This is a genomic window from Paenibacillus sp. 1182 (assembly GCF_017833915.1).
GTDB lineage: Bacteria > Bacillota > Bacilli > Paenibacillales > Paenibacillaceae > Paenibacillus > Paenibacillus polymyxa_D.
This window is the reverse complement of record NZ_JAFICR010000004.1, coordinates 424,406-436,599: the sequence shown is the minus strand read 5'-3', so window position 1 is coordinate 436,599 and position 12,194 is coordinate 424,406. Positions and strand designations below refer to the sequence as shown.

Here is a 12,194-nt window from a genome sequence, read left to right as displayed (position 1 = left end):
GGTTACTGTTTGAGTTATTCGATTTCCTTATTCTACTTGCCTTTCTTAAAGTCATTGGTAAAATAGAGAAGAGAAGTTGAAATACATAATTTTGGAGCTCTGAAAGTTGATAAGAAAGTATTTAATCTGTCCTTGTAAATAATAAATAAATTAGTTAGGAGTGTTTTGATGGGAGACAGTTTTACTATAAAGACACAAGAAGAATTTGAAGCCTTAAAAGCGGATGAAAAAGCCATAAAAGTAAACTTCGATTATCAGTTTGAAAGAGTTTTCGAAGAAGGTCAGATTGTTTTTTTTACTACATCTGATGGTTATGGAACGATAAGCAAGAAGAAGGGTTTTGGTTTTTCGAAACCTAAAGCAGAAGTCTATATACTCGAATATGCAATAGGAGTACCTCAACGCTTGAAAAATCACGAATCGTCGAAATCTGCAAAAAAAATATTCAATGATTTCCATAAAGATGGTGTTGATTTCTTCTATATTGATGGTTTGCATTAAAGTGAAAAGAAATATGAATATAAGAAAGCCTCCTTCAAGAATTACACTTTAGAAGGAGGCTTTCTTATCTCCTGCGAGCTCTTTAACTATAATATAGGGTCTTATATATATCGGGAGTCAAGTAACGATTCAATTAAAAAGGAGAATTGTCTATGCAATGAATTGAAGCTATGTTTCTGGTACACACTGAATAATTAAAGGGAATCAATTCAATAGGAAGGCAAGATTCGAGTATATTGAGGTATGATGCTTTTTACCATCAATTATGGAGTAAGTGGATATGGAGGTTTCTTAATGAACCATACGAATCGTGACATGTCGTACTTTGAAAAATATCAAGAAGAAAATCCTGTGAAATATTTAGGTAGGGGCATTAAGGTAAGTAGGTTTCGAAAAACTAAAAAACAGATTAGAAATCGAATCTTATATGCAATACTATTATCAAAAGATATCAAACTGTCTGACCTCGCAAAAAAAATAGGTGTGTCTTCGAGACGAGTAAATGATTGGGTTATGGGTGGTGCTCAACCCAATGACCATAATATGAGCAAAATGTGCGATGTTTTAAATTATCCTCATCACATTTTATTTAATGAAGAGGTCATGAAAAATTCTCCTATCATATGCATTCCAAGTCGATCAAAATATTATAAACGAGTTGTTGCTGTATCTCCGGCTCAGAATAATATTTTGCATGGTCTGTTAGTTGTGTACGATATTTCACTTGGGGACTTTGCAACATGGTTGGATTTAGATCCCACTACGATACGGAAATACATTCACCGTAAATTTTTGCCTGATCCTCAAATACAAAAAAGAATGGCTGACTTTTTCAGAATACCAGCAAACATATTGTTTTATGATGCATTACGCTAAATTGTAATCATCGTTCATAATATGGAATCGATTATGAAAAAATATATTATTGAAATGAGATGAGTTTAATTGCAGAACCGATTAAAACAGGTACAGGAATTTAAAGAAAAATGTATTCAAAAGTATGGTTTTTATGTTGATCTCGATCCGTCTGAAGGAAAAGACCAATGCAACTATCATACACATGGCGTATTAGAAAGCTTTGGGCATTTGGATTTACAAATTGTATTTCCAATCGATCCAAAAATCGCAGGAGCGCTGTTTCATAGCGTTGTAGATGAAATTAGAAAAGGGCAAGTCTTTCAACCAGACGTTGAATATTTTGGAATGGTAGCCGATCCGAACATGCCGATGGTCTTTAAGGAGGTATGTGAAACCGATCGAAAGGTCCTTCGGATGTTGATTCCAGACCGTAAGGGGATAGTTCCGGGCAAACAGGGCTGCGATCCTGTATTTGACGTACAGTGGCGAGAATAGGAGGATGCGGTTCATTGTAACCAAGGAGAGATACACGGTAACATTGTTAATTGAAGACCTATTTAACGGGTCTTTTTTTTGTAGTATCCAACTATTTAGTTTACGCAAGTTATTCCGATGGATGTGATGTAGGCGTAACAAGCGCAAAACCCACCGCTAATGTTGGTAGCCTACGGTGGGTTTTGCTGTAATCACAGTAATATAATGCGCGCCGTTAGGCACTTCGTTGTTCTGAGAGAGGGTAGCGCCTCCCTCAATTTCAAAAACTTTACCGATGGCTACGTAAAAGACGTGACCATCGTAAAACTCACCTCTAAAGGTTAGCGAAGCCTTTAGCGGATTTTGTGGTGCAACACAGTGCGCATCGTGAAGCACTGTGTTGTTTTGAAGGAGTGTTGCGCCTCCCTCAATTTCAGAAACTTTATCGTTGGATCAGGTTGAAATGTAACAAGCTTGGTGGGCTTTGCTAAGATATTGCAGTGCGCGCCATGATGCACATCGTTGTTCTGGGAGGGGTAGTGACAATACCCCTCCCATTATAAGCAAAAACCCACCGCTAAAGGTTGACATCTTTTATGTTATCATATCCATTTTATTCAAACAAGAGTTAAAAGGTATAGCAGTACGATTTTTTTACTTCATCAGAAAAAGGTTATAATGGTAAGAGTAATGCTGAGGATGAAGGATAACGATGAATGAATATACGGAAGAAGCAACTTTTAGCTCATATATATTTATTAAAGGTGATGAAGATGATCGAGAATGAACAGCAAACTGACGAAGCGTCATGTATCTACGTTAAGTGTATCATATGTGGTAACCCAAGACCTTTGAGTCAAATTTTGATGTCGATATCAAAGTATAGAACTTCGTTTTGTTTGGAGTGTGATTCGATTTATCAATTGCAAAATCGAGATAAACAATTTTGGAGAATTAAGGTTATGGAATATCAATTTCGTGATATGGAGTTAGATCCAACCTTTCAAGATATAGAGGTTGGTTCAATTCATTACAGTTTTAGTAATATCTCGGTTATGCCTTATGACAAAGCGATTAAATATATACAAGAAAAATCGGCTATAGCGGTTACTGGAAAAAAGATTCTTTTGCTTTATACCGATAAATTGTTAAAATCTTTTGTTTTAGAAAGAGAAAATTCAGTTTGTTACTATTGCGGTGATCATGGTTTAGATGTAATAAGACTTATACCTAAAAGTGCTGGAGGAATTAAGTCTCCCAAAAATATGATTTGTGTCTGCAAAGAATGTAAATTGGCTGATGTAACGGAGCGTTTAAGACGTATGGATAAGAACCCTTTCCGTGATAAAGGATTACATAGTTGGCTCTATAAAAAGTGTCCACTTTGTCTTCGTCTTAACTCGCGCAGGAACTTTACTCAATCGATATGTAAAATGTGCTGGAAGAGTCAGCTTCTTAAAAAAGATGAGCTTTCGATTAAAAAAATTCCATTTGTTGAAAGATTGAATGTCCAGAATGTTATCCGTTCGATGACCTTTATCAAGAAAAATCATGTTTTGGTCGATGACCTTAGTTTGCTTGACCCAGATCATTATGCATTTCAGATTTACCATGGTAATAAAAGTGAAAAACAAAAATGGGCTTGGAAAATAGTTCCCTTTGAGGATGCAAAGCTTTTAGTAGAAGAAGGATTTTGCAAAATTATCCCCTATTACAAAAATATAATCGTTAATGTAATTAGTCAAAACTATCAAACATTTCGAAAACATATTTTACGAAGAGATAAATTCACTTGCTATTACTGTGGGAAACCAGGGGACACGATAGATCATAAAATACCACTTTCAAAAGGTGGGCTTACCTCACCGAAGAACTGTGTAGTTGCATGTAGCACCTGTAACGTTGAAAAAGGAGATACTCATCATGATCCAGAAACCTTATGAAAAAAAGATACGCCAGTGACCTTAGAGATATCCAAAAAGAGTTTGGAGAAGAGATTACATCCTTGGTTGCGTATAACATTGAAGACAAGAGTAAAACCTGGGAGGAACGAAAAGCACACACGATTGAACAATCGAAGAAGGGTACACTTGAACAAAAAGCACTCGTCGTAGTAGATAAATATGCAAATTTGCTTGAGATGATAGAGAATTACCAAATGTACGCTGACTATATGGGAATCGTTTAAACGGGGTAAGGAAGATCAATATTGGTATTTTTCTGGTGTTGCTAAAAGTGGTAAGGCAAACCTCACGGTAGGAGAAATTCCAGCCTTTTTTCATCAGTATGAAGAAGCTGTAGAAGCATTTTTTAAGTAATGAAAATTGTCATATTGAGCTATCCATGGTTTATCGAAAAGTAGACTTAAAGAGGTCTGCTTTTTTTAGTTTCAACGGTATAATTGACTCCCATTATAATGTGAAGTCATTGACAGTATCATATGTAAATGAAAGAAGGGAAGGTGATTTGTTGTTGAACATCCATAAAGTCTTGAAATGGGTGACATTTGGGTTTGAGGCTTTTTTAGCAATTCCGTTAATTGGCGGCGCTTTTATTTTAGCTAATGGCTGGACACCACTTTTGATTGTAGGTGTTTTGCATTTGATTTCAATTGTTTTACTTCTTGCGAACAGACAAAAGTTAGTTGTAGGGAATCTGATCGGCATTGTAGGTGCAATGTTAGGCGCAATACCCGTTTTGGGCTGGATTCTTCATGTTTTTACAGCAATTGTTTTGTTTCTTGAGTCGATGTATCTATCAAAGAAAAAGGATGAACAAAGATTCGAATATGAAGCAGACCTATAAAGGTTTGCTTTTTTACATAGAAAAGAATTAATTCTTATTTTCGGATTTGCACGTGTATATAACAAAGGATGATGAACGAAAAAGGTGTAATTATTTATATTTTGGGAGGAGTCGGTTTTATATGGCGACGGAAAAATATCAGTTATCGGATGCAGAAGAAACACTAACTATAGGTAAGTGTGATTTTTGTTATGAAGAGGGGCGTTACTTGAAACCCTTACATGATAAATACGGTGATCATGTACTTGACCAGTGTTTTTATGGTTGTGAAGATAAAAGAAGTGTTCCCAATGAACCTAAAGAAAATTTCGAGATAATATCCATTGTAGAAACATATCGTTCTTATTGCCATGATTCTAAGTGGAAGATAAGTATAAAACTAAACGATAAAGTGTTAACAATGAATTTAACCCGTTTACATTCTGAGAATGAGGCTTCACTTCGTGAAAAAATCGTGCATTGTCGTAACCGTCATGAGATTAAGCGACTAAATTTGTATGTCTTTCATAATTAGGACGAGTGCATTTTCTAAATTGTGCATAAAAATATGATACCGATTTAAGTAGATGGGGTTCATTTTATGATGAGAAAATATCGTCCTGTTTTTTAAATGTTATATAAAGGTTGACTTTAAGAAAATAAGAGAGGTAGATGAATAAGACATGAATCGAAAAGTTATTGCGACAATAGAAAATTACTGCGATGCAAACGCAATTAAGTTGACGGAAGACGAAATGAAAGTTGTTAATGAAAGAATACTTGACCATCTCGTTGAGAATTACTCTGAAGAAAATATTGAAGAATTGGACGATATAGTGATTGCTGATTATGTAAATTCTGTGATGTCGAAAGAAGATTGCTGATGTTTTCTCGGAGATGTAGTGAAATGATAAGTCCAAATCCTAAAATTTCGTAAAAACAGAAGGAGACAATAAAATTATGATCACTAAAGAAGTGACGGCTTTTGGGATGAAAGTGATGATTGGTTGTGATGCTAAATGTGATCGAGCATTTGGCATTAACGGTAGACCTAAAGAGCAGTTAAGTGACGATCCTGATGATTATGCGTTTTTATCTGATGACAAAGCAGGAGTAGCACCAGAGAGTGGAAAAACCAAAATTGTATCTGAAGGTGGAGATATGAAACCAGTAAAACCAGAAGAACGATTAAATCGTTGGTGCTGTCGGGAGTGTGAACGATGTGAAATGGGAGCTATTGGAGAAGAAATATGGCTTAAAGATTGGAGTAAACCTGTATATAACATGATGATATAACATGATGAAGCCAATTGAGGGTTGAAAAAATGTTTATAGTTATGCTACGGAAATACCGATGCTAATAAGAGGTTTTCTATATTGTTCATTTTCGTATCTATTTATAGTTTGAAATCAAGAGAAGTCGTGATAATGCGACTTCTCTTTTTGTTTTTTTTGATATTTTAAGTTGAACAACTGCATAAAACAAAATATGCGATAAAAGAAAGGGATTTTATTTAATACATTTCATAAACCTATCTGGTTAAAGGGAGAGATGTTGTGATGTCAACATTATTAAAGTCTTTTAAATTGATTCAATTGATAAAAGTTCAAGTACAAGGATTCAGGGGGTTCAAAGATGCTATAACCATACCATTTGATCTTGGGAAGAATGAATTTCTTGGAGACAATGGAAAAGGAAAAAGTAGTATTGGCGAGCTTCTTGCATGGATCATGACAGGTCGAAACATTGCTGGAAAACAGAAGGAAATCAATGTTATAAATAAAGACACCAAGTCTGTTGTGGGTATTTTAACTTTTATGGATCAGGACGGTAACATGCATGAGTTGGAGCGGAAGCAAACATCTTCAATGTCCATTAAACTGGATTATGAAACGATCCCGCAAAAACGTTTGGAAGAACTCATTCCTATGGATTTGTTCCTTAGTGCGTTTAATCCAATGTTTTTACTTTCACTGGATGAGACCATATTGCGCAGAACTGTTGCAAACTTATTCCCTAATCAAACCAAGGAGGAAATCCTTGCTGAAATGGATGATTTCAAGTGTGAAGTTTTGAGGGATGAAGTATTTCTTCCTGACCAAAGCAATGAATATCTCAAGAATCGGAATGCAGAACTCAAAGAATTGGATGATAAGCGAAAGTGGTTAGAGGGTTACATGGGGAAGTTGATTGAAAAAGTTTTGATTCCTGAGCCGCATGTTTTTGATGAGACCCCACTTATAGCAGTTCAAAAGCAATTGGAAGAATTGAATGCGCGCAAGCCATTATTAAAAGATCTTCGTGAAATCTTGAAAAAACGAAATGAAATTCAACAAAAGTTAGCTCAAGCACAACACCAAACCTTTGAGCAGCAGACACAAAAATCGGAGTTGCTCAAAGAAAAAGCGCTGCTTGAACAGAAGCTCGAAGTAGAAATGAGTAAACAATATACGCCTTTTAATCCTGCTCATATTGAAGCAAAACTAAGTATTTTACGATCAGATTATAAACATAACTTTAGAGATGGAAAATTGTTGGAAGAAGAAGCTAACAAGCTTAGCACGAGACATGTGCATGTAAAAGAGGGTGAACAATGCCCATACTGCAAGCAAACGATCTCTGAAGCGAGTCTGAAGGTTCTTGCTACCGAATTGGCAATGGAAGTAGCTAAAGAGACAAAACAATTAGAAATCAAGAAAAAGGAAAAGCAAAAAACGTTGGCAGAATTAGAGAAGGAAGGAAATAATCTTCTTTCAGAAATTAAAAAGTCAAAAGAAGAAGACGAAAAAAAACGCAAACAATTTGAAGAATGCAGAACTAAAGCGATACAAAACATAAATAACAGACTTAAAGCTATTTCGGTTGAAGTTAATTCTATTGCAAATGCCGAGAAAGCTTTTGAAGTGAATAAGAATTCACTGATTAAATCCTTACAAGCAGAAATGCATAATCTCGGAGTAGACAAGCTCGAAGCGGAAAATTCACGTATTGAGCGTGAGTTTAATTCTCAAGTATCCATTGAGAAAACGAAATTACAATCCGAGCTAAAGGTTTTGCAAAAACAAAAGGAAGAGGTTTTTGCTCATGAGGCAGAACGAAAAGCATTGCAAAAAAGCGCTGACGAACGTTTGAAAGATCTGCAAGTTCGTGAGAAAGAAATGAATGAGTATATAGAGATGGAACAGATCATTCGAAATAAGATTTATTGCATCAAAGAATTTAATGCAAAGAAAATTGAAATTCTGACCCGTAAAATCAAAAAGCATCTGAAAAACGTCGAAATTCGTTTACAAAGACCTGTTGAATCTACAGGTTTGTTGAAAGATTGCTTCGAGATTTATTATGAGGGAAAGGAACTGAAAATTTGCTCCAATTCTGAAATCATACGTGCTGGTTTGGAAATCTCTAATATGGTGAGTTCTTTGTCTAACGTGAAGTTCCCTGTCTTTGTGGATAATGGGGAGTCCATTACAAGCTATGAAGATCCAGGATTTCAAACCATTGAGGTGCGTGTTGTAAAAGATAAGCCTCTCACTATGATCAAAGGTGGAAAGGAAATTGTAATTCATTCAATTAAAACACCTGTCAAATCTTCGAAACCAAAAAAAATAGTTCATTCGCACAATGGATCTTCCCCCGGAAGTTCTGTAGCAGCCGTATAATTTGGAGAACATGGGCATGATTTAATGCCCATTTTTTTTATTGCACTTTTTATAACCGGATAACTTCAAGCATAAAGTATTAATGAATTCGTAAAAACAGTTTGTGTTATGCTACACATCATATTAAGGGGGCATATATATGCTGCAAGACTTTCAAGGAACAGATGAGATTGTAAGTTACTTTAAGGATTTAATGGAGCGTGAGAATGGGAAATATGCATTAGCACGTATTTTTGGAATGGCTAAGCGTTATGAAGAAGAGCAGAACAAGAAAAACGAAATTGAAAAAGAATTAATGCTCTCTATAGGTGAATGTGTTCTTGATACCACGATCGTAAATGATGACATTGCGATTGTCGAGATTCAACGTAAACAAAAGGAAGGAAATTGGGTATACTTTCAGCCTGTTATTCATGGAAGACGTTACCATGAGGTGTCTGAAACGTTTGACTATGCTTTGATCCTTGCACTCGGGAAAAAGTATGATGTAAGTTCATTTGCTCCTCAGGCAATTTGTAACATTCTTCAAATGGATGAGTATGAGAAGAAAAATCGTCCAAAAACGTTTATTGAGAGGGTTAAATCAGGCGAGGCTAAGCTTTGTCAGTTGGACGAAGCTATAGAGGAATGGAAAGAATCGAAAAGTAAGATTATGGAGCTTCACGAATATTTGGGGCTATCCATTTTTGAATATCAGGAAGTCATCTTGAAGGACCAACATGATGTTTTACAGAAAATTATCGATCTACAAAAAAATCTTTAATCAATATTAAAGAAACCAGTTTGAATGGTGATAAAACAGAGAGTGATAACAACTCTCTGTTTTTTTCTTATCTTCCGATATTGTTATGTAGAGAACATTATTTTTAACTATTAGAGGTGTGAAAATGAAAGCAGTGAATAAATGGACTGCTATATATTTAGCTATAACAGCCCTGTTTGGAAGTGTTTTAATTGGAGGCATTATTTTATCCTATTTGCCACCTCAAGAAAAAATAGAAAAAGTCAAAGAAGGAGGACTTGTAGATGTAAATCAATTCATCCAGTCTGAAACTTTGGGTGGAAAAGAAGTTCCTAATGCTCATTTCTATTTAACCTATGTCTATTCCAATTCCCCTAAGAATCGACTTGAAGAACTGCGGAACAGGTGGATGGGATATGAGGGAAGGGCAGCTTCTCCTCAAGCATGTAGTTCATTCAGCTATGATGATGAGCAGGAATATGGGCACAGGATTTTGCCCTATATGAGTCAAAATGCGATTGCTGCTGCTCTCCATACAGTCCATATTGAACCGAATGGTATTTGGAAGGAACCCGTTGTTTTGACAACCTCCTATCATAGTAAAATAGCAAAGCTTTTTGAACCTGGTGATAAATTGATATCACTGAATGGAGAAGAAGTGACAACAGGGGAAGACTTCAATCTTTTATTAAATGAACATCAAGAAGGGGATCGTGTAACCGTCTTGATAGAAAGAGAGGGAACAAGAAAAGAGCTTTCATTTATTGCGAACGAAAGAGATTGTAATCATCAATTGACTGCTGGAATTATGCCTGAAACCACCTTAGACATCACCAATGTGGATGAAGAGAAGGTTGTTAATACAAAAAAAATGAGTTTTGCGGGAAATTCGGCGGGGTTAATGATTAGCTTGGGGATTGTTCAGCAATTGAAGCCAGAAGTAAATTTGACACATGGTAAAAAGATTGCAGGAACAGGCTCTATTAATGTTGTTGGCAATGTGGGTCGCATTGGTTCACTGGATATGAAAATAAGAACAGCAATTAAAGAAGGTGCCGATGTCTTCTTATACCCAAAATCGCAAATGATGGACATTCCTTCAGAAGATCATGAGAAAATAGATCTTATTCCAGTTGAAACATTGGATGAAGCGATTGAACAGTTAACCAAGCTTAAATAAGTGTAATGCGATGCGTAATGACTTGCTATTGTGAAACTTTAACAAACCTCTTCATTGTTAAATGACAGAGGAATAACAAACGAAATGGGCACTTTAAAAAGCTAAGGAATCCCTTAGCTTTTTCTATCTTCTATTCTTATGAATCGACCCATCCATGCGTAAGATAAATTATCTTATATATATTTGGAGATGCGTGATGCATCACATGGGGAGGATGTTTATATGAGTTTAGTTGCAAGAAAACGCACCGAAATTGTGGGGACGAAATCGGGCACATCGTATGGAATTCAAGAAGTTACTGTTAAAACACGGCTAACTGGGGAACTGGAGACGTATAAAGCGTTAAACGGGATCTACTATAATGGGGAGACTCCTGATTCGCTAATTCGTGTACTCGATGATGCATATCGTGCAGGGACGCGGTGCAGATTTTTTTATGGGGATCAAGAGACGGGTTACGATATGGCAGATGAGAACCTTACCATCGGGACGATTGGTTGTTCCATGGGTGAAGTGAAGATTCCATTACTACTTGCAAACCGTCGTAGTTATGGTGGTAGCCGTTTGCTGGATCAATGTATTGTAAAAGTAGTATCCACGAAAAGTGGAAAAGTTCTTTGGCAACATCAAAGCTACAAAAAGCCGGAATTCGAGATTATACAGCGTGGTCAAACAGGGTTTCCAGATTTTCTACCTGAAAAATACACAACTGCTGTAATCCGAACTAATCATTCCGACGGTCGCCGAAACTATGCAAACTTCTGCAATGAACAACAGGCGAAAGGATACGTTGAGTTTATGTGTGGCGAACGGAATAGCAGGGCATATGGGCTGAAAATAGCTAAGAAATAAATAGCTTTAAAGATGGGGAGGCTTGAAAACCTCCTCTTTTTTTAAGGAAAAGTATAGTTAACAATACAACAAGGGGATGGATATGTAATGGACGTAATGCATTTAAGGAATGAAGCTGAAACAAAGGAACCCTACCAACAAATTAGGTTGGATGCTGATGGTGGTATTGATATTGATGGAGAATGGCAATTTTCAGGTACTTACTCTGTTCTTGTCCCTGTAAATACAATAGGAAATTCTTATCCTTATAAAGGGTCGGTATACAAACCGTCCTCAAGTAAAGGAAAATCTCGTTGGAAAGTTCGCTTGGAAGCATGTGGAGGCGAGTACGGCTGCCTAAGTTTGCAAATACTGCACGAATCAGCAACATCGCTCAAGGATGGCAGAAAAATGATAGCTAACTCCATTATAGCGTTTGAAGCAACAAACCGTTACAAAGAAGAGTTATGGCCTAAAATTCTTGATTCAGACCGTCTTGTTCTCATTTTTAAAGAAGTAAACGGGGCAGTTCGATGGGTTGCAACGACTTGGGTAGGAGCTTGGGCAGCTATCCAGGGAAAAACGACTTGGTATTCGTTTGAGCTTCCATGTGGAAGTGGACAATTCTATTACCGAGAAATGAAATGGCGAAATCAATATAAGCATAACACAGATGGAACGAAAGATTGGAGTAGTTGTAAGAGAGTCAAAGAGCCTCGTTATGGTAGCATTAAGGTTAGTGGCGGGTGTTGCACTGGCAATATCGTAGATGATCATGAAGTAATAAAGAAAATTAACCAAGCTATTCGTGATCTTCTTGAAAAGTAAAAGGGCTGTTCAAATCTGCATAGAGGAAGGATTTATTCTTCCTCTAACAATGCTATATATTTTGAATTAAAAAAAAGCTAAAATTAGCAAAAGGAAAGCCATGTCAAGGGTTTGGGTTGATTTCTATTTCGTAGATCGGTTGAGGCTAAGGAAAATCAACATCCTAATGATCTGGTGATGCTGAAATAAAAAAACTTGAACGCACCGAGAGAAAATACTTAAAAGGCTTATTGGCGGAAGTATGTTTTTTAGTAAGTTCAATAGATAGGAGAAGGTATAATAATGTCTTACGTAAAAATGTTTGAAATGGTAAAAAACGAAATGATAGAGGTC

14 protein-coding genes are annotated in these 12,194 nt (G+C 36.3%); all 14 read left to right on the top strand.

Annotation, left to right across the window (positions count from 1 at the left end; genetic code table 11):
• Nucleotides 1-168: 168 nt before the first annotated feature.
• The 14 genes from JOD82_RS11065 (at nt 169) to JOD82_RS11000 (ending at nt 11,861) form a co-directional block, all read left to right on the top strand.
• Nucleotides 169-501, top strand: coding sequence for a hypothetical protein (locus JOD82_RS11065; protein ID WP_209948975.1), 333 nt, complete (start codon nt 169-171; stop codon nt 499-501).
• A 294-nt stretch (nt 502-795) separates the two neighbouring features.
• A complete protein-coding gene (locus JOD82_RS11060) occupies nt 796-1,377 on the top strand; it encodes a helix-turn-helix domain-containing protein (protein WP_209948973.1) in 582 nt (193 codons plus the stop codon).
• A 69-nt stretch (nt 1,378-1,446) separates the two neighbouring features.
• Nucleotides 1,447-1,854, top strand: coding sequence for a DUF4262 domain-containing protein (locus tag JOD82_RS11055; protein ID WP_209948971.1), 408 nt, complete (start codon nt 1,447-1,449; stop codon nt 1,852-1,854).
• 941 nt (nt 1,855-2,795) lie between these two features.
• Nucleotides 2,796-3,776 (top strand): HNH endonuclease, encoded by a 981-nt coding sequence (locus JOD82_RS29130; RefSeq protein ID WP_245248988.1) that lies wholly within the window; start codon nt 2,796-2,798, stop codon nt 3,774-3,776.
• On the top strand, nt 3,773-4,021 hold the full coding sequence (locus JOD82_RS11045; RefSeq protein WP_209948969.1) for a hypothetical protein: 249 nt from the start codon (nt 3,773-3,775) through the stop codon (nt 4,019-4,021). Before JOD82_RS29130 ends, JOD82_RS11045 begins: the two co-directional genes overlap by 4 nt.
• 284 nt (nt 4,022-4,305) lie before the next feature.
• Nucleotides 4,306-4,638 (top strand): hypothetical protein, encoded by a 333-nt coding sequence (locus tag JOD82_RS11040; RefSeq protein ID WP_245248987.1) that lies wholly within the window; start codon nt 4,306-4,308, stop codon nt 4,636-4,638.
• A gap of 121 nt (nt 4,639-4,759) precedes the next feature.
• Complete coding sequence (locus JOD82_RS11035) at nt 4,760-5,152, top strand: hypothetical protein (protein ID WP_209948967.1); 393 nt, start codon at nt 4,760-4,762, stop codon at nt 5,150-5,152.
• Between the two features lie 148 nt (nt 5,153-5,300).
• Complete coding sequence (locus tag JOD82_RS11030; protein WP_209948966.1) at nt 5,301-5,501, top strand: hypothetical protein; 201 nt, start codon at nt 5,301-5,303, stop codon at nt 5,499-5,501.
• Nucleotides 5,502-5,577: 76 nt separating this feature from the next.
• Complete coding sequence (locus JOD82_RS11025) at nt 5,578-5,913, top strand: hypothetical protein (RefSeq protein ID WP_245248986.1); 336 nt, start codon at nt 5,578-5,580, stop codon at nt 5,911-5,913.
• 264 nt (nt 5,914-6,177) lie between these two features.
• The gene (locus tag JOD82_RS11020; RefSeq protein WP_209948964.1) at nt 6,178-8,280 is read left to right on the top strand and encodes an AAA family ATPase; all 2,103 of its coding nucleotides are present in this window, start codon (nt 6,178-6,180) and stop codon (nt 8,278-8,280) included.
• Between the two features lie 139 nt (nt 8,281-8,419).
• Nucleotides 8,420-9,043 (top strand): hypothetical protein, encoded by a 624-nt coding sequence (locus JOD82_RS11015; protein ID WP_209948962.1) that lies wholly within the window; start codon nt 8,420-8,422, stop codon nt 9,041-9,043.
• A 124-nt stretch (nt 9,044-9,167) separates the two neighbouring features.
• On the top strand, nt 9,168-10,202 hold the full coding sequence (locus JOD82_RS11010; protein ID WP_209948960.1) for a PDZ domain-containing protein: 1,035 nt from the start codon (nt 9,168-9,170) through the stop codon (nt 10,200-10,202).
• A 222-nt stretch (nt 10,203-10,424) separates the two neighbouring features.
• The gene (locus JOD82_RS11005; RefSeq protein WP_209948958.1) at nt 10,425-11,054 is read left to right on the top strand and encodes a hypothetical protein; all 630 of its coding nucleotides are present in this window, start codon (nt 10,425-10,427) and stop codon (nt 11,052-11,054) included.
• 87 nt (nt 11,055-11,141) lie between these two features.
• Entirely contained in the window at nt 11,142-11,861 is a 720-nt protein-coding gene (locus tag JOD82_RS11000) for a hypothetical protein (RefSeq protein ID WP_209948956.1), read from the top strand.
• Nucleotides 11,862-12,194 lie beyond the last annotated feature (333 nt).